This window comes from Blastomonas sp. SL216, from assembly GCA_026625625.1.
Lineage (GTDB): Bacteria > Pseudomonadota > Alphaproteobacteria > Sphingomonadales > Sphingomonadaceae > Blastomonas.
In genome coordinates this window covers 2,961,768-2,983,994 of record CP113055.1, presented here as the reverse complement: position 1 = coordinate 2,983,994, position 22,227 = coordinate 2,961,768, and the positions used below count along the sequence as shown (strand labels likewise).

At 65.9% G+C, this 22,227-nt stretch carries 20 protein-coding genes, 1 tRNA gene and 1 pseudogene; 12 read left to right on the top strand and 10 right to left on the bottom strand.

Features of this window, described 5'->3' with window-relative positions; all coding sequences use genetic code 11:
* The first annotated feature begins 81 nt into the window (after window positions 1-81).
* Genes mnmG through OU999_14050 form a run of 4 tightly spaced genes read left to right on the top strand, consistent with a single transcriptional unit; the run spans window position 82 to window position 4,371 of the window.
* Window positions 82-1,932 carry a tRNA uridine-5-carboxymethylaminomethyl(34) synthesis enzyme MnmG gene (gene mnmG, locus OU999_14065; protein WAC22859.1) on the top strand — a complete coding sequence of 617 codons (1,851 nt, stop codon included), beginning with the start codon at window positions 82-84 and terminating at the stop codon, window positions 1,930-1,932.
* Complete coding sequence (locus tag OU999_14060) at window positions 1,929-2,615, top strand: class I SAM-dependent methyltransferase (protein WAC22858.1); 687 nt, start codon at window positions 1,929-1,931, stop codon at window positions 2,613-2,615. Before mnmG ends, OU999_14060 begins: the two co-directional genes overlap by 4 nt.
* On the top strand, window positions 2,615-3,400 hold the full coding sequence (locus tag OU999_14055; GenBank protein ID WAC22857.1) for a ParA family protein: 786 nt from the start codon (window positions 2,615-2,617) through the stop codon (window positions 3,398-3,400). The genes OU999_14060 and OU999_14055 overlap by 1 nt, the downstream gene beginning before the upstream one ends.
* Complete coding sequence (locus OU999_14050) at window positions 3,400-4,371, top strand: ParB/RepB/Spo0J family partition protein (GenBank protein WAC22856.1); 972 nt, start codon at window positions 3,400-3,402, stop codon at window positions 4,369-4,371. Before OU999_14055 ends, OU999_14050 begins: the two co-directional genes overlap by 1 nt.
* Before the next feature lie 62 nt (window positions 4,372-4,433).
* Here the strand turns inward: OU999_14050 and OU999_14045 are convergent, their stop codons facing one another.
* The 4 genes from OU999_14045 to ftsE are packed head-to-tail and all read right to left on the bottom strand — an operon-like array spanning window position 4,434 to window position 7,334.
* Window positions 4,434-5,147 (bottom strand): lysophospholipid acyltransferase family protein, encoded by a 714-nt coding sequence (locus tag OU999_14045; GenBank protein WAC22855.1) that lies wholly within the window; start codon window positions 5,145-5,147, stop codon window positions 4,434-4,436.
* A gap of 5 nt (window positions 5,148-5,152) precedes the next feature.
* The gene (locus OU999_14040) at window positions 5,153-5,683 is read right to left on the bottom strand and encodes a YdcF family protein (protein WAC22854.1); all 531 of its coding nucleotides are present in this window, start codon (window positions 5,681-5,683) and stop codon (window positions 5,153-5,155) included.
* Entirely contained in the window at window positions 5,680-6,576 is an 897-nt protein-coding gene (locus OU999_14035) for a cell division protein (GenBank protein WAC22853.1), read from the bottom strand. Before OU999_14035 ends, OU999_14040 begins: the two co-directional genes overlap by 4 nt.
* Window positions 6,576-7,334 carry a cell division ATP-binding protein FtsE gene (gene ftsE, locus OU999_14030; protein ID WAC22852.1) on the bottom strand — a complete coding sequence of 253 codons (759 nt, stop codon included), beginning with the start codon at window positions 7,332-7,334 and terminating at the stop codon, window positions 6,576-6,578. The genes OU999_14035 and ftsE overlap by 1 nt, the downstream gene beginning before the upstream one ends.
* Before the next feature lie 203 nt (window positions 7,335-7,537).
* Between ftsE and OU999_14025 the strand changes: the two are divergent.
* The 6 genes and pseudogenes from OU999_14025 (at window position 7,538) to OU999_14000 (ending at window position 13,329) form a co-directional block, all read left to right on the top strand.
* Window positions 7,538-7,633 (top strand): annotated as a pseudogene (locus OU999_14025) (zinc-ribbon domain-containing protein).
* A 108-nt stretch (window positions 7,634-7,741) separates the two neighbouring features.
* Complete coding sequence (locus tag OU999_14020) at window positions 7,742-8,422, top strand: FxLYD domain-containing protein (protein ID WAC25433.1); 681 nt, start codon at window positions 7,742-7,744, stop codon at window positions 8,420-8,422.
* A 123-nt stretch (window positions 8,423-8,545) separates the two neighbouring features.
* Window positions 8,546-8,632: transfer RNA gene (locus OU999_14015), tRNA-Leu, on the top strand.
* Window positions 8,633-8,996: 364 nt separating this feature from the next.
* The gene (locus tag OU999_14010; GenBank protein WAC22851.1) at window positions 8,997-11,264 is read left to right on the top strand and encodes a TonB-dependent receptor; all 2,268 of its coding nucleotides are present in this window, start codon (window positions 8,997-8,999) and stop codon (window positions 11,262-11,264) included.
* Window positions 11,261-11,839, top strand: a complete 579-nt coding sequence (locus tag OU999_14005) for a hypothetical protein (protein WAC22850.1) — start codon at window positions 11,261-11,263, stop codon at window positions 11,837-11,839. Before OU999_14010 ends, OU999_14005 begins: the two co-directional genes overlap by 4 nt.
* The gene (locus OU999_14000) at window positions 11,836-13,329 is read left to right on the top strand and encodes a PepSY-associated TM helix domain-containing protein (GenBank protein WAC22849.1); all 1,494 of its coding nucleotides are present in this window, start codon (window positions 11,836-11,838) and stop codon (window positions 13,327-13,329) included. The genes OU999_14005 and OU999_14000 overlap by 4 nt, the downstream gene beginning before the upstream one ends.
* A 5-nt stretch (window positions 13,330-13,334) precedes the next feature.
* Here OU999_14000 and asd read toward each other — a convergent pair whose 3' ends face one another.
* The 3 genes from asd to OU999_13985 all read right to left on the bottom strand — a co-directional run bounded on the left by asd (window position 13,335) and on the right by OU999_13985 (window position 16,189).
* Window positions 13,335-14,186, bottom strand: a complete 852-nt coding sequence (gene asd, locus OU999_13995; protein ID WAC22848.1) for an archaetidylserine decarboxylase — start codon at window positions 14,184-14,186, stop codon at window positions 13,335-13,337.
* Between the two features lie 104 nt (window positions 14,187-14,290).
* Window positions 14,291-15,721 (bottom strand): carotenoid oxygenase family protein, encoded by a 1,431-nt coding sequence (locus OU999_13990; GenBank protein WAC22847.1) that lies wholly within the window; start codon window positions 15,719-15,721, stop codon window positions 14,291-14,293.
* A 12-nt stretch (window positions 15,722-15,733) separates the two neighbouring features.
* Window positions 15,734-16,189, bottom strand: a complete 456-nt coding sequence (locus tag OU999_13985; protein WAC22846.1) for a DUF2141 domain-containing protein — start codon at window positions 16,187-16,189, stop codon at window positions 15,734-15,736.
* Between the two features lie 163 nt (window positions 16,190-16,352).
* Between OU999_13985 and OU999_13980 the strand changes: the two genes are divergently transcribed.
* Window positions 16,353-17,159 (top strand): LytTR family DNA-binding domain-containing protein, encoded by an 807-nt coding sequence (locus tag OU999_13980; GenBank protein ID WAC22845.1) that lies wholly within the window; start codon window positions 16,353-16,355, stop codon window positions 17,157-17,159.
* Here OU999_13980 and wecB read toward each other — a convergent pair.
* From wecB to OU999_13965, 3 genes are all read right to left on the bottom strand, one after another.
* The gene (wecB, locus tag OU999_13975) at window positions 17,154-18,290 is read right to left on the bottom strand and encodes a UDP-N-acetylglucosamine 2-epimerase (non-hydrolyzing) (protein WAC22844.1); all 1,137 of its coding nucleotides are present in this window, start codon (window positions 18,288-18,290) and stop codon (window positions 17,154-17,156) included. The genes OU999_13980 and wecB overlap by 6 nt on opposite strands.
* A gap of 28 nt (window positions 18,291-18,318) precedes the next feature.
* A complete protein-coding gene (locus OU999_13970; GenBank protein ID WAC22843.1) occupies window positions 18,319-19,620 on the bottom strand; it encodes a UDP-glucose/GDP-mannose dehydrogenase family protein in 1,302 nt (433 codons plus the stop codon).
* A gap of 142 nt (window positions 19,621-19,762) precedes the next feature.
* Window positions 19,763-20,923, bottom strand: coding sequence for an N-acetyltransferase (locus OU999_13965; GenBank protein ID WAC22842.1), 1,161 nt, complete (start codon window positions 20,921-20,923; stop codon window positions 19,763-19,765).
* A 147-nt stretch (window positions 20,924-21,070) separates the two neighbouring features.
* Here OU999_13965 and OU999_13960 point away from each other — a divergent pair, with 147 nt between their 5' ends.
* The gene (locus tag OU999_13960; GenBank protein ID WAC22841.1) at window positions 21,071-22,171 is read left to right on the top strand and encodes a fatty acid desaturase; all 1,101 of its coding nucleotides are present in this window, start codon (window positions 21,071-21,073) and stop codon (window positions 22,169-22,171) included.
* Window positions 22,172-22,227 lie beyond the last annotated feature (56 nt).

Genomic DNA, 22,227 nt, shown 5'->3' with positions numbered 1-22,227 from the left:
CTGCCGCTCGACATCTGTCGAAGCCCGTATCAAATCGCCTGCCTCTCGACCGAATCCTGCAATTGCGCTATGGGCGCGCTCATGCAGCAATTTGATGTTCTGGTTGTCGGCGGCGGTCATGCCGGGTGCGAGGCTGCGGCAGTGGCCGCGCGCATGGGCGCGCGCGTCGCGCTGGTCAGCTTTACCCGCGAGGCGATTGGCGCGATGTCGTGCAATCCGGCGATCGGCGGACTCGGCAAGGGCCATCTGGTGCGCGAGGTCGATGCGTTTGACGGGCTGATCGCGCGCGCCGCTGATGCTGCCGCAATCCACTATCGCATGCTCAACAGCTCCAAGGGCAGCGCGGTGCAGGGCCCACGCGTCCAGGCTGACCGCACTCTGTACAAGGCCGCGATTCAGAAGATGCTGGGCGAGCAGTCCGGTCTTGCGATCATCGAGGGCGAGGTGGCGGCTTTGCGGCTGGAGGGCGGCCGGGTTGCCGGGATCGATCTGGCCGACGGCACCGCGATCGCTGCCCGCGCCGTCGTTCTGGCGACCGGGACGTTCCTCGGCGGACGGCTTTTCCGGGGTGAGGAGCGGCTGGAGGGTGGGCGGATCGGCGAACCTGGTGCCAGCCTGCTGGCCCAGCAGCTGCGTGCCGCGGACCTGCCGATGGCGCGGCTGAAGACCGGGACCCCGCCCAGGATCGATGGGCGCACCATCGATTGGGCGGTGCTCGACGAGCAGCCCAGTGATGGCGAGCCATGGACCATGTCGCCGCTGTCCGCGCGCCGCACCGTGCCGCAGGTGTTCTGCGCTATCACCCGCACCAGCCAGCAGACGCATGACATCATCCGCGCGAGCCTCGACCGGTCGCCGCTGTTCAGCGGCGCGATCGGCGCGCAGGGGCCGCGTTACTGCCCGTCGATCGAGGACAAGATTCACCGGTTCGGCGACCGCGACGGGCATCAAGTGTTTCTGGAACCCGAAGGGCTCGACACGCATCTGGTCTATCCCAACGGCATTTCCACATCGCTGCCGACCGATGTGCAATTGGCCTTTGTGCGCAGCATGGCGGGGCTGGAGCGCGCCGAGATTGTCGTGCCGGGCTATGCGGTCGAATATGACCATATCGATCCGCGCGCGCTCGACCACCGGCTGGAAGTGCGTGCCATGCCCGGCCTCTATTGTGCCGGCCAGATCAATGGCACCACCGGTTACGAGGAAGCAGCGGCGCAGGGTCTGGTCGCTGGCATGTCGGCAGCCGGTGCGGTGCTGGGCAGGGACATCACGCTGCCCGATCGGGCCAGCAGCTATCTTGCCGTGATGATCGACGATCTCGTTCTACAGGGCGTCACCGAACCCTATCGCATGCTCACCGCACGCGCCGAATACCGTCTGCGGCTGCGCGCCAACAACGCGTCGGAGCGGCTGACCGGGCTCGCCATCGCCAATGGCGCGGTGGGCGCTGAACGGCAAGCCTGGTTCGGGCAGCGCCAAGCGGACAAGGCGCGGTTGCTGGAACAGCTTGAGCGTCAGGCCAGTTGCACCGAACTTGCGGCGCTTGGTCTTCCGGTCAAGGCCGATGGCACGCGGCAGAGCCTGTACGACTGGCTGCGATTCCCGGCGATCAACCTCGACGGATTGGCACCGCTTCTGACCGATGACCTGGCCGGGTTGCCCGAGGATCTGCGTGCCGAGATCGAGGAGGACGCAGTCTATGCGCCCTATCTCGCGCGGCAGGATGCAGAGCTGCGCGACCTTCGCGCCAACGAGCGGGTGCTGCTGGGCGCGGATATCGATTATCGCGCGATCACCGGCCTGTCGAACGAGATGGTCGAGCGGCTGTCGCTGGCACGGCCCGAGACCCTGGCGGAAGCAGGACGGGTACGCGGCGTGACGCCGGCGGCACTCGCGGCGATCCTCGTGCATGCTCGCAAGCGCGCAGCATGATCGACAGCGAAGACAGCGCACGCCATTGGGTCAGTCAGCGCCCCGGCGTTTCACGTGAAACAATGGAGGCACTCGACCGGCTCGCTGCGTACGTGGCCGACGAAGCGCGCCATCAGAATCTCGTATCGGCAGCGACCCTGCCGTTGATGTGGCGGCGCCATATTGCCGATAGTGCGCAGCTGCTCCAGTTCGCCGATCCGCAAGCGGGCGAGCATTGGATGGACCTCGGCAGCGGCGCGGGCTTTCCCGGGCTGGTCATCGCGCTGCTCACGCCCTGCCGTGTCACTCTGGTCGAATCGCGCGGCCTGCGAATCGCCTATCTCGACAAGGCCATCGACATGTTCGGGCTGAGAGATCGGGTGGAGGTCGCGGGAATGGCGCTCGACAAGGTGCCTGGCTTTGCTGCGGACTATATTTCGGCGCGTGCTTTTGCGCCTTTGCCGCGACTGCTCGAAGGCGCGGGACGCTTTTCCACAGAAAAGACGCGCTGGTTGCTGCCAAAGGGACGCAATGCGCGCGCGGAACTGGAAAGCGTCACGCCTGCGTGGCAACATGTGTTTCACGTGGAACAGAGCCTGACCGATGCCGACGCGGCGATTCTCGTTGGAACGGGCCGTGCTGCTTCCCAACCGTCGCCACAGCCGCAGCGCCGCAAGACCGTGCGCTCACACAGGAGCAAGTGATGATCCGCATTGCTGTCGCGAATCAGAAGGGCGGGGTGGGCAAGACGACCACCGCGATCAACCTGGCAACCGCGCTGGCGGCCACCGGCCTGTCGGTGCTGCTGATCGATCTCGACCCGCAGGGCAATGCCTCGACCGGGCTGGGCATCGCGCGCAACGACCGCGAATATTCGAGCTATGATCTGCTGACCAACGAAAGCTCACTGGCGCAGTGCAGTGTGCCGAGCCAGATTCCCGGGCTCGACGTGATCCCTGCGACGGTCGATCTGTCGGGTGCGGAAATCGAACTAGTCGACCTTGACCATCGGACCCATCGCTTGAAAGCGGCGATGGACAATGCGCCAGAAGGTCGCTGGCAGGTGTGTCTGATCGATTGTCCGCCTTCGCTCGGCCTGTTGACGCTCAACGCGCTGGTCGCGACCGATCAGGTGCTTGTGCCACTGCAATGCGAGTTCTTCGCGCTCGAAGGGCTGAGTCAGCTGCTGCAGACGGTCGAGCGGGTGCAGCAGCGCTTCAACCCTGGCCTGTCGATCATCGGCGTGGTGCTGACCATGTATGACCGGCGCAACCGGCTGACCGATCAGGTTTCCGACGATGTCCGCGCGGTGCTGGGACGTCTGGTGTTCGATACCGTCATCCCACGCAACGTGCGGCTATCCGAGGCACCCAGCCATGGCATGCCCGCCTTGATCTACGATCACCGTTGCGTCGGATCGGAAGCCTATATCGCGCTTGCGCGCGAGTTCATCTCCCGCATGCCCCGGATGAAAGAGGAAGCAGCCTGATGGCCGAAGATACGAGCGGTCTGCCTGATATCGCCAAGGCGCTGGGGCGCAAGCGGCCCACCGGGCTGGGGCGGGGATTGAACGCCCTGCTTGGCGAGGCGGGGCGCGAGGAGCCGCTGGTCCGCACTGAGGCCAAGGGCGAAGGCCAGGCCGCGCCTGCGACCGGGCTGCGCACGCTCGCGCTGGCCGACATTCGCCCGCACCCCGGGCAGCCGCGTCGCTATTTCGACGAGGAAGCGCTGGACGATCTTGCTCGCTCGATAGCGCAGCGCGGCGTGATCCAGCCGGTCATCGTCCGCCCGCGCCAACAGGGTGGGTACGAGCTCGTGGCAGGCGAGCGCCGTTGGCGCGCCGCGCAACGGGCGCGGCTGCATGAAATTCCCGCGATCGTTCGCGAACTGAGCGACCCCGATACGCTGGCGCTGGCGCTGATCGAGAATATCCAGCGCGAGGACCTGAACCCGGTCGAAGAGGCTGAGGCCTATCAGCGGCTGGTCGGCGACCAGGGCTATACGCCGGTCGAGGTCGCGCGCATGGTCGACAAGTCGCGCAGCCATATCGCCAATCTGATGCGCCTGCTCGCGCTGCCGCAGCCGGTGCTCAAGATGGTCGCGGACAAGAGCCTGAGCATGGGCCATGCCCGCGCGCTGATCAATGTGCTCGATGCCGAGGCCATTGCTGCCGAGGTGGTCGATCGCGGCCTTTCGGTGCGCGAGGTCGAGAAGCTCGTCCGCCGCGCACGCAGCGATGCTGGCGGCAAGTCTGGCGGCAAGGCGCGCTCGGGCGGGACAGGCGAGGGTGGCAGCAATGCCGATATCGAGGCGGTCGAGCGGCATCTGGAAGATCTGCTGGGCCTCAAGGTCAAGATCACTGCCGATGCCAACCAGCGCAGCGGCAGCGTGACGATCCGCTACGGCAACCTGGACCAGCTCGATCTGATCTGCCAGCGCCTGTCTGGCGAAATTATCTAGGTTTTAGAGTTATTTATCGTCATGTACCCGCGCTTGCGGGGGTGACGGACGCGGGGCGGGCTTCAACCCCGATCGACCGCGTTCAGCTCATTGATCGCCTCATGCACCCGCGCCTCGATCTCTTCGCGTGACAGGCCTGCAGGAATCGTCTCGCCAAAGCGATAGGTGACCACGCCGGGCCGCTTGATGAAGCCGCGCCGGGGATAGAGATGGCCGCTGGCGAGCGCGATCGGCACCACCGGCAGCTTGGCCAGCTTGTAGAGGCCGGCAAAGCCTGCCTGCAGCGGCGGCTGCTCGCCCGGCGGGATGCTGGTGCCTTCGGGATAGATGACGATCGACCGGCCCTCGGCAACGAAGCGGCGGACCTCTGCCATCATGTTGCGCAGCGCCACCGCGCCGCCAGCGCGATCGATGAAGATCATGCCATAGGTGCGCGCGATATGGCTCCACAGCGGAATGCGCGACAGCTCGATCTTGGCGACCACGGCGGGGCGGTTGAAGATGCGCAGCAGCTCGATGGTCTCGAAAAAGCTCTCATGCTTCATCGCATAGAGCACCTGGCCCTGCGGCTTGGGCCCCTCGATCCGCACCCGGATGCCCAGGAACAGCCAGGCGCACCAATAATGGAACATGCCCCATCCGCGCGCCATGCCCTGCAGCCGGTGGCGCGAGAAGGGCAGGATGATGAAGGCGATGATGACGATGAACACCGATCCGCCATAAAAGGCGATGGTGAACAGGATCGATCGCAGCACGGCGAGCAGGGTGCGCAGCATGATGATCAGACCCCGAACAGGCCGGCGAGCACGCGCAGCACCAGCTTGTTATACTCGCGCCACAGGGTCATCAGGCTGGGCTTGCTGGAGACCGCATCGGCATAGATCTCAATGTCATCGGGCAGCGCGCGGTGCAGCTCGTATTCGGCGCGGCGCATATGCCAGTCGGTGGTCACCAGCCGCACCGATTTCACCTTGCGCTGCTTGGCCCAGCGCGCGGTTTCCAGACCGTTGGAGCGCGTGTCATAGGCGCGAAAGCCCAGGTCCACGCAGCAGTCGAAAAGCGCCACTGATCCGGGATATTGCGCGCTGAGCTCTGCCGGGCGGACATCGCGGTCGACGCCGGAGATCAGCAGGCGGTCGGCCCATTTGTTGCGCAGCGCTTCCAGCCCGCGGTCGATGCGCTGCGGCCCGCCGGTCGGCACCACCACCGCGTCGGTCCGCTGGTCGCCCAGCGGCTGTGGCAGCAGGATGGCAAACCAGGCGAAGCCCAGAATCCAGGCCAGCAGCACCGATGACAACAGGCGAACGATCACAGTTTTTTCCTGAGCGCGCCGAGCACCGTCACCCGCGCGGTGAATATAGCCAGCGCAATACCCGCAATCGGCACGGTTGCAAGCAGCAGCCAGTCGGTCAGCCCGAACGACCCGGCTGAAACCAGCCCCGAATCGAGCCGCGCCGCGGCCTGGCCCAGCATCCACAGCACCGGTGCAGCCAGCAGACATCCGATCAGCGCGCCCATCGCGGCATCGAGCGCGATCCGCCGCTGAAACAGCCGGGCGATCTGCTGATGCGTGCTGCCCAGAAGGTGCATGATATCAATGGTTTCGGCATGCGCGGCAAAGCTGCTGCGCGCCGAGAGCATCACCGAGGCGGTGGTGGCGAGCGCCAGCAGCCCGACCAGGGCGATCGCCAGCCAGCGCAGGGTGCCGATCAGGTCGAATACCGGTTTGAGCCATTGGCCATGCGCATCGATCCGCGCATCCGGGGCCGAGCGCTTGAGCGCTTGGCGCAGGCGCGACAGCGTGGCCGGATCGGCTGAGCTCCGAAAATCGACATCGATCAGCGCGGGCAGGGGAATGTCGCGGCTCACCGCGCCGCTGCCCAGCCAGGGGGTCAGCAGGCCGCGCACTTCGGCCTCGCTCACCTGGGTCACGGCGGCCACAGCCTTGTCGGACCGCAGCACGGCCTCTGCCGCCAGCGCCTGTTTCTGCCGCGCGTCCGGATCGGCATTGACGATCTGCACCGTGGCGCGGCCCGCCAGATCGGCATTGATCTGGCGCGCGGCGCTGCCCAGAGCCAGCGCGGCCGCGCTCGCCAGCAGCGTCAGGAACAGCATCACCGCGATCACCCAGGGCATCGGCCCGGTCAGCCGTGCCTGCGGGATCAGCCGGCGGTCATGGCCGGTGGGGAACAGCGATCCCAGCATCAGCGTTCCTCGCCCTCCCAGCCGGTCAGGTCCGACGGGCGCGGCGGATAGCGCAGCGCGCCAGTGGGGTCGGACAGGCGGCCGCCTTCCAGCCGCATCATCTGCGCGCGCTTGATCCGGGTCATCAGGTGGACATCGTGGGTGGCCACGATGATCGTCGTGCCCATGCGGTTGAGCGCCTCGAACAGGCGCAGCAGCTTGACCGCCATATCGGGATCGACATTGCCGGTCGGCTCGTCGGCAACCAGAATGTCGGGCCGGGTGATCACCGCGCGGGCAATCGCGACGCGCTGCTGCTCTCCGCCTGACAGCGTTGCGGGCAGGGCATCGCCGCGCGCGCTCAGGCCCACCCAATCGAGAATCTCGCGCACCGGCGTGGCGATATCGGCATCGCGCATGCCGGCAATGCGCAGCGGCAGCGCGATATTGTCGAACGCCGACAGATGCGGCACCAGCCGGAAATCCTGGAAAACGACGCCGATGCGGCGGCGGAATCCGGGAAGCCGGTCACGGTTCAGCGTCATGAGGTCGCTGTCGAACAGGCGGATCATGCCGCGGCTGGGCCGCTGCGCCAGATAGAGCAGCTTGAGCAGCGAGGATTTGCCCGCGCCCGACGGCCCGGTGAGGAAATAGAACTGGCCGGAATAGAGCGTGAACGACAGGTCCGACAGCGCCTCTGGCCCGGTGCCATAGCGCAGCCCGACATTCTCGAACTGGACGATGGTTTCGACCTGGGAGGCCAGCTGCGACGCGCTCATGCAGCGGCGATAGCGCGGGCGGACCTCAGCAGGCAATGGGAATGCGCATCATGCCGTCATCGTACGGCCTGATGGGGGCAGGTGCACCGACAAGCCGTTGAAAAATCGCTGAACGGTCAATCAGCGGTGGAAAACGGCCCGACATGCGTTTGCAGGCGGTGCAAGGCCCTTGCGGCGATTCGCGCGGCGTGTTTAGAAACGCCATGATTATTGCGTGCCCAGCGTGCAACACCCGCTATGCGGTCCCGGACAGCGCCATCGGTATCGATGGCCGCTCGGTCCGCTGTGCCAAATGCGGGCACAGCTGGTTCCAGCATGGGCCGGATATCGCTGCACCTGACTCGGTTCCTGCGTCCGCGCCTGTGCCAGCCCCCGCACCGGCGGCTGCGCCCGAGCCTGAGGCGCCGTTGGCACAGCCAAGTGCCGCTCCCGCCGAATCGGTCGCCCCGCCTGAGCGGGCAGCGCCGGTCGAAGCTGCCGCGCCGAGCGTCGTGCCGGTTCCGCCGCCGCCGCCTGGCGAGGCCGAGCCCGAGCCCGATTTGCCGCCTTTGCCCAGGCCCGTGCCGCCGGTTAGCCGCCCCATTGCGGCGAGCTATGCCGACGACGCGCTGGCCGATCGACCGAGCAGCTTCAGCCATGAACCGCCTTTCCGCCCTCGCCGCAATCCTGCGAAACTGTGGATGATCGGCGCCGTCGCCTTTGCCGTGCTGGCGTCGGGTGCTGCCGTCGCCATCCAGACATTCGGCCTGCCCAGCTTCATCGCCGATTACAGCCTGCCCTTTGCCGAGGTCGAGCCTGATCTGGTGATCGATTTCCCGCCCAAGAAGCAGGAGCGGCGCACCCTGCCCAATGGCACCGAATATTTCAGCGCATCGGGGACGATCCGGAATCTCAGCCAGCGCGCGCAGGATGTGCCGCCGATGCTGGTGGTGCTGCGTGATGCGCAGGACAGGGTGGTGTTCAACTGGATCATCAACCCGCCTGTCGAGCGGCTCGAGCCCGGCCAATCGGCTGATTTCCGCCAGGCCATGGTCGATGTGCCGCGCTCTGCGACCTCGGCCGAAATCGCCTGGGCCAAGCGCCGCTAGGCCTGCAATCGCCCGTCCACCCAAGGCAGCATTCGCTTGTTGCTATGGGCTTGCCGCTTTGCTAATGGCGCTGCCTACCACGCGGACGGGGGCCTCCCATTCGATCCGCGAAGCTGGGACTGTGCGGTCATGGCGGAATTGGTAGACGCGCAACGTTGAGGTCGTTGTGGGCGAAAGCCCGTGGAAGTTCGAGTCTTCTTGACCGCACCAGAGCCTGATGATTGGCTCTCCCCCCTGTCGGTGCCGCCGAAAGGCTGTCGCCAGCCTCTCCAGATGAAATGCCCATTCCGGTAGACATGCCCGGTGTCGCATCACTGGCTGGACGATGCGCGCCTGACCTTTGGCCGTGATCGGCGTGCGGCAGCGCTGCAATCCCCATCATTTCCCCGCCGATCCGCTGAACCCCGCACCTCGCTGCGGGCCTTGTGGCCGCATGCCGATGGCGATCGGTGCGCCGCTGATCGGACTTACGGACAGGTGTCCGCGACAACCCATTGAGCCTGCAACATGAATATATGCTATTGACTCGCAATAACGGTATCAATTAGACGCCCCTGACACGAGGGGGAAGTCCATGATGCGTCAAATTCTGCTGTCCACATCGCTGCTTGGCCTGCTGGCCGCCGGCTCGCCTTGCCATGCGCAGGAGGCAGAGTCTGACGACGAGCAGAACGCCATCATCGTCACCGGGGAAAAGGCGTCGCGCAGCCTTCAGGAGACGACCGCCTCTGTCAGCGTGACCACCGATACGAAGCTGTCGCAAGAGAACATCCTGACGATCCAGGACATCTACAACCGCACCGCCAATGTCTCTGAAACCTATGGTGCGTCGGGCTTCTCGATCCGTGGTATCGATCAGCGCGGCGTATCGGCTGGTGGCGATGCCGCGACCGCCACGGTCTTCGTCGACGGCGCACCGGTGCCGCAGGATGTGCTCTCCAATGGCCCGACCGATATGTGGGACGTCGCCCAGGTCGAAATCTTTCGCGGCCCGCAATCGACCATCCAGGGCCTGAACGCGCTGGCCGGGGCCGTGCACATCCGTACCCAGGACCCGACATTCGACTGGAGCGTGCGCGGCCGGGCACTGGTTTCCTCATTCGACACAAGCCATTTTGCCATCGCCGGCGGCGGGCCGCTGATAGACGGCGAGCTGGCATTTCGCGTCTCGGCGGAAAAGCGCGATTCGGATGGCTTCATCCGCAATATCACCCGCAATGAGCCCGAAGCCGGGCTGGATTCGACATCGGTGCGCGCCAGATTGCTGTGGACGCCTTCATCGCTGCCGGGCCTGGAAGCGCGGCTCAGCTATCATCGCTTCGAGGCACAGGGCGGCTATCTGTTCACCTATGTCGACCGTTCGGTGGACGATTATTTCGACAACCGCACCAATCCTTCCGACTATCCCAACAGCAGCGACGTGACGAACGATCAGGTGACGCTCGACCTGCGCTATGATCTGGGTGGCGGGCTGTCGCTCAGCGCGCTCGGAACCTGGACCGATACCGGTTTCATCCGGCAATATGACGGCGATTTCTCCGCTGCGTCGCGCGCCTTTAGCGATGTTGCAGGTGGAGCCGAAACCTTCACCCAGGAACTGCGGCTCAATTATGATGGCGATCGGCTGAGCGGGCTTGCCGGCCTGTTCTATTACAACCGCGACCAATATCGCCGTTCGCGCCAGGTCACGCTGGTACCAACCCCGGCCAGCACCATCATCAGCGCATTGACGCCCAGCCTGGGGGCGGCAACGGCGGCGCAGATCGCGACGCTCTATACGGCGGCCCTGCCCAATATCCCGGTCGATTATGCCTCTGACTTTCCGACCCGGGTCGAAACGATGGCGGTGTTTGCCGATGCGCGCTATCGCCTGACCGACCGCCTGTCGCTGCTCGGCGGCTTTCGCTACGACCATGAACGCAACAGCATCAGCGGATCGGCGATCGCGACCTTTGTCGGCACCCTGCCCAATGCGGCTCTGTATCCCGCACCGCTCGATGGCGCGATCTCGGCGCTCAACGGCTTCGTGCTCGGGCTGGTCGAGGATGCCAGCGGTTCTGCCCCCACCGGCACGCGCACCTTCAACGCCTTTCTGCCCAAGGCGGGCGTGGAGATGGCCTGGACGCCTGATCTTGCCACCGCCTTTGTCGTGCAGCGCGGCTATCGCTCGGGTGGCAGCGGCTTCAACACCGCGCGCTCGCAGCTCTTCCCCTATGATCCCGAGTTCACCTGGAACTATGAGCTTTCGCTGCGCTCGGCCTGGCTCGATGGGCGGCTGACGGTCAATGCAAATGCCTTTTACATCGATTGGACGCAGCAGCAGACCACGGCCAATTTCGGCAATGGCGTCTATGACACGCATACCGTCAATGCCGGGAAATCGCACATCTACGGGCTGGAGCTGGAGGTGGCGCATCGTGTATCGGGCGCGTTCGACTGGTATGCCAGCCTGGGCCATACCCGAACCCGGTTCGACGAGTTCGTCACCGATGTCGGCTCGATCACCGATCTGTCGGGGCTGGAATTTCCCTATGCTCCGCGCTGGACGCTGGCCGGCGGAGCCAATCTGCGCTTCGGTGGCGGGTTCAACGCCAATCTCAACGCCAGCTATCGCAGCGCGGTGTTCACCGATGTGGCGATACCCCAGGCGGACAACCGCGTCGGCGCGCGGACCCTGGTCAATGCCCGGTTCGGCTATCAGGCCGATCACTGGAGCCTGTCGCTCTTCGCCAACAACCTGTTCGACGAGAAGTACAACCAGTATGTCAACGGCTTCACTGGCGATTTCGCGATCATCGGGACGCCGCATAGCATCGGCCTGATCCTGGAAGCAGGCTTTTGACCGGCGGGGCCGCCCTTGCCGCCATGACGGCCAATCTGGGCATCGCCCTGGCGGGAGCCTGGCTGCTGCGCCGCGCGTGGAGCGCGCGGACCGGCAAGGCACCATGGCGTTGGGCAGGGCTGCTGCTGCTGGCCTGCAACATGCTATGGCCCGCCTGGATACTGGGTCCTGCGCGCGGCCCTTTCATTGCCGTGACGCTGCTTGCCATCGCCGCGCTGGGCATGATCGCGTCCGGCTATAGCTACAGGCGTGCCAGGACTGGCCGCACCGCGCGCGCCGGGCTGGCACCGGAACCTGCAGCCCGAGCGCCAAGCGCATGGCGCACCGCGCTGCGCTGGTCGCTGGCGGGGCCCGTCGGCATGATCGCCGCGATGGCGATCGGCGTCAGCTATTCGGTCTGGGCTCCGGGGGAAATGCAGACGCGGCTGCTGATCGGCGGCTTGCTCGTCCCCCTCGCCTGGGGCGGAGCGATGGCCTGGACCTTGGTCGACAGCCGCATCCTGCGCGCGACCGCCGTGCTCGCAGGAACGGCCATTATCGGCTTTGGGGCCGCGATGTTCAGGGGGTTTGCATGACAAAGGTAAAGACACGCACAGCTTTCCTGTCGCCCGATATCGTGCGCGCGGTGCTCAAGGGGCATAGCAGCCTGGGGCTGGCCTTTGCCGCATTGCTCTATCTGGTCTGCCTGACCGGAACGATCGCGGTGTTCGCCAACGAATACCAGCGCTGGGAAAATCCGCAGGCAGAGCGCATGGAGACGCTCTCGGCGCAAGCCACCCAGGCTGCCTATCGCGCGGCCCTGGACCGCGCCAAAGGCCCGGTCGAGCATGTGTTCATCCTGATGCCCAGCGAGGACCGGCCCTGGCCAACGCTGCGGGTGGATGGCGCAGATGGCAGCCAGACCAACTGGATCGCCGACAGTACGGGGCGCATCACCGGTGAATCGCGCGAGGGCTGGACGAAATTCATCACCCGCCTGCACATCAACCTCCACCTGCCGCAAAGCTGGGGCATATTCATCGTCGGGCTGACCGGTGTCGCGCTGCTCTCCTCGCTCATCTCGGGCGTGCTCGCGCATCCGCGGATCTTCCGGGACGCCTTTCACCTGCGGCTGGGCGGCTCGCGGCGGCTGCAAGAGGCTGATCTGCACAACCGCATCGGCGTCTGGGCGCTGCCGTTTCACCTGACCGTCTCGCTCACCGGCGCGCTGCTCGGGCTGAGTTCGATCATCATCGGCGCGATCGGGCTGGCGGTATTCCAGGGCGATACCGCCAAGGTCTATGCCATTTTCACACCGCCCTCGCCGCCCGAAAACGCCCGGCCTGCCCCTCCGGTTGACGTGCAACCGTTGTTTGCGAGGGTGACCGCGCAGTCGCCCGAAGGCCGCATCAGCTATCTGTTCGTCGAGCATCCGACAGAAATGGGGGCGGCGGTGCTGTTCGAGGTCGCGGATGGGTCCTCGCGGCTGGCCGATACGGACAGCTATGCCTTTGATCGCCAGGGGCGGCTCTATCACGCGCAAAAGGCCGCCGCGAACAATGTGGGCGAGCAGATTCTGGGCTCGCTCGGACGGCTGCATTTCGGCTGGTATGGCGGCACCATCATCAAGATGGCCTATGCGCTGCTGGGTCTGGGGCTCAGCTATCTTGCTGCCGGGGGTGTGCATATCTGGCTGGCGCGCAGGCGCGACAAGGGCAGGCCCGCACCGGGCTGGGAAAGGCTGTGGACCGCGACGGTCTGGGGCCAGCCGCTCGGCCTTGCCTGCGCGGCATGGGCGGGACTGTTCAGCCCGGCGGTGCCAGCGCTGATCGCAGTCTGGGGCGCGGTGAGCCTCGTTGCGCTCGCCAGTTCGGCCGTGCTGTCACCGGCAATGCTGTCGCGGATCGGGCGTGGCGCAACCGGTGCGCTGCTCGTCACGCTCGCCATCGCCCATCCCGTGCTGATCGGTCAGGCAGATCCGGTGGCGCTGATCGTCGATGCAGCGCTCGGCCTGATCGGGATCGGGCTGGTCGCCAGCGTTATCGCGCCGTCATTGGTCCTGCGCAGGCCATTGGCCAGCGGCTGATCGGCTCAACCGGCAGACAGCCGCTGCCCGATCGCCTCGCCCATGCGGAGCTTGGTGCCGGGCACGAGGTTGTCGCGCCAGGCCACACGGCCCGGTTCGAACAGCAGCACCACGGTGGAGCCCAGATAGAACCGGCCCATCTCGTCGCCCGCATTGAAGGCGTGACGGTGATCGGCAAAATCCTCATGCACCGGCGCGCTTTCATGGTCGCAAAAGCGGTGCGGCCAGACCGTGTCGATCCCCGCGACGATCATCGCGCCGACCATCACGCTGGCGAACCCGCCGTCGGGGCCCGAGAACAGACAGGCGAGCCGCTCGTTGCGCGCGAACAGCGCGTCGACGCCTTCTGCTGTGCTCTGGCTGACCGAGAACAGCTTGCCGGGAAGATAGGTCGTCGATTGCAGCGTCCCGGCTGCCGGCATGTGGACCCGGTGGTAATCGCGCGGGCTGAGATAGATGGTGGCGAACTGCCCGCCATCGAACCTGCGCCAACCGTCGCTGTCATCGCCGAGCAGCTGCGCCACCGTATAGCTGCGGCCCTTGGCCTGGACGATGCGCCCGTCGGCAATGATGCCCGCCTGGCTGACCTGGCCGTCTGCGGGGCTCAGGATATGCTGCGCGGCATCGGCAAGCGGACGCGCGCCGGGCTTCAGTTCGCGCGTGAAAAAGTCGTTGAAGCTGCGGAACTGGCCGATGCTGCGCGCGGCGTCGGCCATGTCGACGTCATAGGCCGCGGCAAAGCGCCGGATCAGCAGGTCGCGCAGCCAGGGTTGCTCGCTGGCCGCCACCCGCCCGGCCAGCCGGGACAGGGCCTGCTGGGGCAGCAGATGTTGCAGGGTGACAAAGCCAGAGGCCATGGATCGCGCTTTCCGGTCGGGCCGCAATGCGGCGGCATGCGGCGGCAAGAGGCCCAGGGCCTTACCCGATGCCAGGCTATCGGACCAGCCCTATCGCCTCTGCCTCATGCCACCCAGCTGCCATGGAAGCTCAGCGGCAGCGCGACATCGCTGCGCCAGCTGGTCACCGGACCATCAGCGATGCGCCGGGCGTCGAATACATGCAGTTCGGTGGCGCGGGCATCGAGGTTGAGCGTCGTGCCGATCAGATGCTGCGGGCCTGCGGGCACGAACTCCTCGACCAGCTGGCGCGGGCCGAAATCGAAGGAATCGGCGCGGCCCTTGACCCAGTCCCAGCTGCCGACACTGCGCGCAAAGGGCCGGTCACCGCTATAGCCGCCGACATAGACCGTTGCCGATCGCGGCAGCCCGGCCCGTTCGGGCGCGTTGCGCGGAAACTCCGCCGTGATCCCGGCTGGCGTCAGCGTGGCGCGGCCATCGGGGCGCAGCGCGACCAGGGTCAGCTCGGGCTCCTCGCTATGCTCGTATCGCCCCTCGACCAGCCCCGGCGCGCCCAGGATCGCAAAGCTCGGGTCCTTGTGGAAGCAGCCATCGAAGCGGATCGTGCCATCCTTTTCCTCCCAGGCATCGCCCAGATGGAAAAAGGCCTGCGGCGGCAGATCATAGACGCGGCGGCGCGACAGGTCGTCCTTGTCGATCACCAGTACCTTCGATCCGCGTTCGGGCTGCCATGACAGGCTCTGCGAGAATGGCAGGCGCATCGCTCCTGCAACCCAGGGCTGGCACAGGATGACAAGGTGGCGCGCGGTCGCGGTGAAATCGTGGATATAGCTCGCCATCGGCAGCTGGACCATTTCGCCCGCCTCGAACGCGCCGTCGCGCGACAGCCGCCAGACATAGGCGGCAGACCCGCCCGAACCGATGTTCCAGATGCGTCCATCGGGCTCGATGCGTGGATGCGCGAGGAACGGCATGTGCTTCAGATCGTCGCGAAATGTGACCTGGCCGATCGTGTCGAGCGTGTTCGGGTCCATCGCGGTGGCAGAGCCTGCCTCCCACAAGGCGAGCAGCTTGCCGCCGGCGGCGATCACATGCGTATTGGCGGCATTGGTGTCATCCGAATTGCCGACCTCCGCGCCGGGCTGGGGCAGGGTGCCGAAGCCGGGCTGCACGATGCGGCCGAGCTTTTCCTCGAGCCGCCTTTTGGGCGTATCGACAAAGCGTGCGGCCAAGCTCGCCTCGTTGCCGCGCAGCCGCCAGGCGCGCACCAGCCCATCGCCATCGAACCAATGGCCCGATGCGCTCGCCCCCCGGCGGAACCGCGCCGGGCCGTTGCGATAGAGCGTGCCTGCAAGATCGGGCGTGCGGCCATGGATGCGGCGGAGCGGTCTGGCGGCGATATCCTCCAGCACATCGGTCACGCCCAGGGTCCAGTCGGGCCTGGCAGCAGCAGCGGCAGCGGCGCGGGCGGTGGCGGGGACCAGCGTGCCCAGCGCAGCCAGGCCTCCACCGATCAGAAGGTCGCGGCGGTTCATCGGGTGTCTCGCTTACTGGATGGCGATGCGGGTGGCGTTGGCACCGGCGGCCACGGCAAAGCTTGAGGCCTGCCAGCGCGCAGGGCCGCCTTCGGGCCGGGCATTGTTCGAAAAGGCAAAGGGCTCCAGCGGCATGCCGAACGGGTTGGTCTTCATCTTGCCATCGCCATCGACATCGTGAAACGCCTTGATGGCATAACGACCGGGCGCCAGGCCTTCGAAGCTGACGGTCACGTTCTGGCCGTCGACCTCGGCCATCGCGGCGCGTACCGGCTTGCCGCCAGCATCATGCGCGGCCTCGCTGTCGTAAAGGCTCAGCAGGATCTGGCCCGACGGGGCCTCGATCTGCTCGAAGGTGACGGTGAGCGTGGCGACGCCTGCCGGGGTGGCAGCGGCAGTCTCGGCCCAGGCAGTGCCGCATCCGGCGGTGGCGAGCGCAAACGTGGCGGCGAGATACAGGGCTTTCATGGCGGGGTTCCTCCTTGGGGTGGCTAGGGTCGGCAGGGCCGTCCTTGACCGCTTCACCCTGGCCCGGTTAGACCCGGCCTGTCCTGCCCGTATACGCGAGTTGCCCGCCCTGATGCGTGAGTTGCCCCCGCCTGCCGTTCACGCTTCGCGAAATGCATTTGCCGTGAAAACGCAGGCGGTTCGCGGGCTGGTCATCGGTCTCGCAGCGGCGGTGGTGCTGGCCTATCTCGGCGCGCTGGGCACGCAGGATGCGCCCTTTGTCCAGCGCCTGGCCTATTGGGGGGCGGTGATCCTGCCGGGATCGCTGCTGGGCCTGGCCATCACCACCCTGGTGCGCAGCTGGGGCGGGCTCCTCCGCCACCGCTGGCTCGAGGCGGGGCTGGTGGCGCTGCTCATCTCGATCCCGCACAGCTTTGTCGTGATCGTGGTCAGCGCGCTGTTCTTCGGCATCGGCATGATCACGCCGATGGTCGTGCTGCAATTCTGGCTGGCGGTGCTGATGATTGCGCTGGTGCTGGCGGCGATCAACTATCTGGCTTCGACCGATCAAGCTCAAGACTCCATGCCTATGGCGACCGCTGCCCCTGCAGGTCCCGAATCCGGTCCGCCCTTGCCGGCACCGGCCGCGCCATCAGCCGCCGCGTGCGATGCCATCCCGGCGCTGCTCGCCGAAAAGCTGCCGCATCGGTTGCGCGCAGGCCGGTTGCTGGCGATCGAGGCGGAGGACCATTATCTGCGCGTGCATACCGATCTGGGCAGCGATCTGGTGCTGATGCGCATGGCCGATGCCTGCGCGCTGCTCGAGGGCAGCAACGGCGCGCGGGTGCATCGCAGCTGGTGGATCGCGCGCAGCGCCATCCGCACGGTGCGCCAGCAATCGGGCCGGATGGAGCTGGACCTTGCAGACGGGCTGGTTGCCCCGGTCTCCAGAGCGATGCAGCCGGTGCTGCGCCGCGAGGGCTGGCTATAGCGCGGCAGGCGCAAACCAGGCGCTGATCGCGGCGCAGATGCGCGCCGAACTCTGCCCGTCGCCAAAGGGGTTATGCGCCTGTGCCATCGCGGCATAGGCTGCCGGATCATCGAGCAGCCGGGTCGCTTCGGCGATGATCGTCGCGCGGTCGGTGCCGACAAGCCTGGCGGTGCCCGCCGCGACGCCCTCAGGCCGCTCGGTCGTGTCGCGCATCACCAGCACCGGCTTGCCCAGAGCCGGCGCCTCTTCCTGCACCCCGCCGCTATCGGTCAGCATGAGTTCGGCAATCTGCAGCAGCCGGGTGAAGTTCAGATAATCGAGCGGTTCGAGCAGTGCGACATTGTCCAGCCCGCCCAGGATCGGCAGCATAGCCGCGCGCACCTGCGGGTTGAGGTGCACCGGGAAGATGATCGCGACATCGTCGCGCGCGGCCAGGTCACGGATGGCATGTGCGATATCGTCCATCCCGGTGCCGAAATTCTCGCGCCGGTGCGTGGTGACGCCGATGATCCGCTTGCCCGCAAAGCACTGTTCGACGGGCGCGATCACGTTCGCCTGGCCCGGATCGGCGGCGAGCTTGTCGGTCACCCAGTGCAGCGCGTCGATCACGGTGTTGCCAGTGACCAGAATCTTCGCCTCGTCCACCGCCTCGCGGCGCAGCGCATTCGCGGCGGTCTCGGTCGGGGCGAAATGCAGGTCGGCAAAACTGCCGATGATCTTGCGGTTCACCTCTTCGGGCCAGGGATGATAGATATTGCCCGAGCGCAGACCCGCCTCGACATGCGCAACCGGAATTTTGCGATAATAGGCGGCGAGCGCGCCGCACATCGCGGTCGCGGTATCGCCCTGCACGATCACCATGTCGGGCTTTTCGGCGTCGAGTACGCTGCCGATCCCGGTGAGCAGGCGGGCGCTGATCTCGTCGAGGCTCTGGCCCGGCTGCATCAGGGCCAGGTCATGATCGGGGACCAGCCCGGCAATCTCCAGCACCTGGTCGAGCATCTCGCGATGCTGGCCGGTAACCAGCACCACGGGTTCGAGCCCCGGCGCGGCCTTGAGCGCTGCCACCACAGGGAACAGCTTGATCGCCTCTGGCCGGGTGCCGAAGATGACTGCGATACGCCGTGCCATGCCGATTTCTCCCGTATTTGCGCCGTTATCAGCGTCCGACGCTGGCATATTCGAAGCCGGCGGCCTTCATCTGCTCGGGCTTGTAGATGTTGCGCAGATCGACCAGCGTGTTGCCGCGCATGGTCTTGAGCACGCGCGGCAGGTCGAGCGCGCGGAACACGTCCCATTCGGTGACGATCACCGCGCAATCGGCGTCCTGCAACGCTTCATAGCTGCCTTGCGCCATCTCGACATCGGGCATCAGCGCGGCGGCGGCCTCCATGCCCTCGGGGTCGAACGCGGTCACGTGCGCCCCTGCATCGACCAGCCCCTGCGCGATCACGATCGCCGGCGCATCGCGCATGTCATCGGTATTGGGCTTGAACGTCAGGCCCAGCAGCGCGATGCGCTTGCCCTCGACGCTGCCGCCCATCGCCGCGATCACCTTGCGCGCCATTGCGCGCTTGCGCAGGTCGTTGACCCGCACCACGGCTTCCACGATCTGCAGCGGCGCCTCATGGTCCTGCGCGGTCTTCATCAGCGCCAGCGTGTCCTTGGGGAAGCAGCTGCCGCCATAGCCCGGTCCTGCATGCAGGAACTTCGACCCGATCCGGCCATCGAGCCCGATCCCGCGCGAGACGTCCTGGACATTTGCCCCCACCTTCTCGCACAGATCGGCCATCTCGTTGATGAAGGTGATCTTGGTCGCCAGGAACGCGTTGGCGGCATATTTGATCACTTCCGACGTGCGGCGCGAGACGAACAGGATCGGCGATTCGTTGAGGAACAGCGGCTGGTAGATCTCGCGCATGTAATCGCGCGCCCATTCGGTCTCGGTGCCCACGACGATGCGGTCGGGCCGCTTGAAATCGCCGATCGCGGCACCCTCGCGCAGGAATTCGGGGTTCGAGACGACCTCGAAATCGGCATCCGGCGCAGCCTGGCGGATGATCTTCTCGACCTCGTCGCCGGTGCCCACCGGCACGGTCGACTTGGTGACGACGACGCAGCGCTTGGCGATCGACAAGCCGATCTCGCGCGCGGCATCGCGCACATAGCTCAGGTCCGCAAAGCCGTCCCCCCGGCGCGAAGGCGTGCCCACCGCGATGAACACCGCATCGGCATCAGCCACGCTCGTCGGCAGATCGGTCGAAAACGACAGCCGCCCAGCCTTCACATTGGCCGCCACCAGATTGTCCAGCCCCGGCTCGTAAATCGGCATCACGCCCGCCAGCAGCGACGCGATCTTCGCCGGATCCTTGTCCACGCACACCACGTCATGCCCGAAATCTGCAAAACAGGCGCCAGACACCAGGCCTACATAGCCCGAACCAATCATCGCAATCTTCATGTCAGGATAAGCTCCAGAGCGTTTCGGCCCGTCTAGATGGCGTCACACCGGGCGTCAAATCCTGCGCCACGGCATGCGGACGCCGGGCCATAGCGGCAGAATGTTGCAATGATCTGAATGCGCCTGCCCAGTGCATCGGGGATCAGAGCGGCTTTTCGTAGATCAGATATTCGCGGTTGATCTTGCTCTGGATGGCATCGGCAATGGCATTCATGCCCTGATTGTCCTCCAGCACCCAGCCGATCTCGCCGCGCACCGTGCCGTAATGCTTGACCGCCTCGACGCGGATCGTCTCGATCAGCATGAAGGCAAGCTGCGCTGCAAGCCGCGAATTCTGCAGCTCGCTGACCACGCCCATCAGCGGCACGCGGACGCTGGGCGAACGGCATGTCCGCAGCCACCACAACAGCTTGGCCCAGCCGAAGGGGAAGAGCGAACCCTTGAGCGGTGCGATGACGGTGTTGATATCGGGCAGCGTCATCAGGAACGCGACCGGCCGGTCATCATATTCGGCGATCATGATCAGATCCTCGCGCACCAGCGGGCGCAGCTTCTTGCCGATATAGGCGATCTCCGCATCGGTGATCGGGACGAAGCCCCAGTTCTGGCCCCAGGCATCGTTGAGGATCGACAGGATGATCGCCGCATCCTCGTCAAACCGGCTCTTGTCCACCTTGCGCAGCCGGATGCGGTCGTTCTTGCGCCCGGCAGCGACGATGCGCTGGATCAGCGGGGAGAAGCCCTCGACAATGGGCAGCTCGTAGGACAGCAGCTTCTTCACCGGCGCATAGCCCGCGCGCTCGATCCAGCCCTGATAGGCGCGGTTGTGATGGCCCATCATGATGATCGGCGGCCGATCATGGCCCGAAGTCAGCAGCCCCGGCTCGTCCCAGATCGACAGGCTCAAGGGGCCCAGCGCGCGGGTCATGCCCTGGTCGCGCAGCCATTGCTCGGCCGCTTCCAGCAGCGCGCGGCCGACCTGTTCGTCGGCTGCCTCGAACATGCCGAAATTGCCGGTGCCGGGGCCCATGCCCTGTTCCACCGGCTGGGTCAGCGCCAGATGATCGATATGCGCGGAAATGCGCCCGACCACCCTGCCGCCGCGCGTGGCGATCATCGGCTGCACGGTGGCATGGCCATAGAACGGGTTCTTGGCGGGGTTGAACATCTCTTGAATTTCAGCGCGCAGCGGCGGCACCCAGGCGGGGTCCGATGCGTTCAGCTCATAAGCAATTTCGATGAACGCCTTCAGCCCTGCCTTGTCATGGACCGGGCTGACCCTTATCTCGTGCTGGTCCGCCAAAACCGTTTCCTTTGCCTGCAAGTTCGCCCGATGGGGCCGCGCCCTTTGTCGCTGCGCCATGATCTGTGTCAAGGAAATGCGGGCCAGATATTGCCATCATGCTGCCACGTTGCTCTGGCTAAAGCGGGCGATCAGTACAGGAATTTTATGGCTAGCAGTTTCCCCCTTTCGAATGCCGATCCGGCCAGTGTGCAGGGCAAGGCCCATGCCCGCGTGACCGGACAGGTGCCCGACGACATGGCGATGATCCGCGCCGCAGCCTCGCTGACGCGTGATCTCAATGCGGCGCGGCCTGGCGTCTATTGGGCCGACATGCTGGTGTCAGTCGGCATCGGCTATGGCGCGCTGGCCGGTGCGATCCTGGCCGATGGCCTGGCGCTGGCGCTGCTGTGCGGGCTGGTCGCGGTGCTGGCCTTGTACCGCGCGGGCAGCTTCATCCACGAACTCACCCATTTGCGGCCCGATGCGGTTCCCGGCTTCAACACCGGCTGGAACGCCTTTGTCGGCGTGCCGCTGCTGATCCCCAGCTTCATGTACGAAGGCGTGCACAATCTGCACCATCAGCGGTTGCGCTATGGCACGGTGAAGGACCCGGAATATCTGCCGCTCGCGCTGATGAAGCCATGGACGGTGCCGCTGTTCGTCGCGGTGGCGGCGCTGGGGCCGATCGGGCTGATCGTGCGCTATGGCGTGCTGGCACCGTTGTCGCTGCTCATCCCGCCGCTGCGCAGGATCGTGGTCGAGCGCTATTCGGGGCTGGTAATCAACCCGGCCTTTCGCCGCGCCATGCCCGAAGGTGCGGCACGCCGCCATTGGCTGGTGCTGGAGACGCTGGCCAGCGCCTGGGCGATGACGCTGATCGCGCTGGTCGCGACCGGCACGCTTCCCTTGCGCTCATTCCTGATCGGCCTTGCCATTGTCTCGGGCACCATGGTGCTCAACCAGGTGCGCACGCTGGTCGCGCATCTGTGGGAGAACGAGGACGAGGCGATGAGTGTGACGGCGCAGTATCTCGACAGCGTCAACGTGCCGCCGCCCGGACTGCTGCCCGAGCTATGGGCACCGGTGGGCCTGCGCTATCATGCGCTGCACCACCTGCTGCCGGGCGTGCCCTATCACGCGCTGCCCGAAGCGCATCGCCGCCTGTCGCGCGAGCTTGGCGCGCAATCGACCTACAGCCTTGCCAATTATCGCAGCCTTGGCGGCCTGGTGGGGCGGCTGGTCAGGAGCACCTTCGGACGGCGCTGAACGCCCGCGAAAAATTTGAATCCGGCTTACGGGCTGAGTTTGAAGCAAGAAGCGGG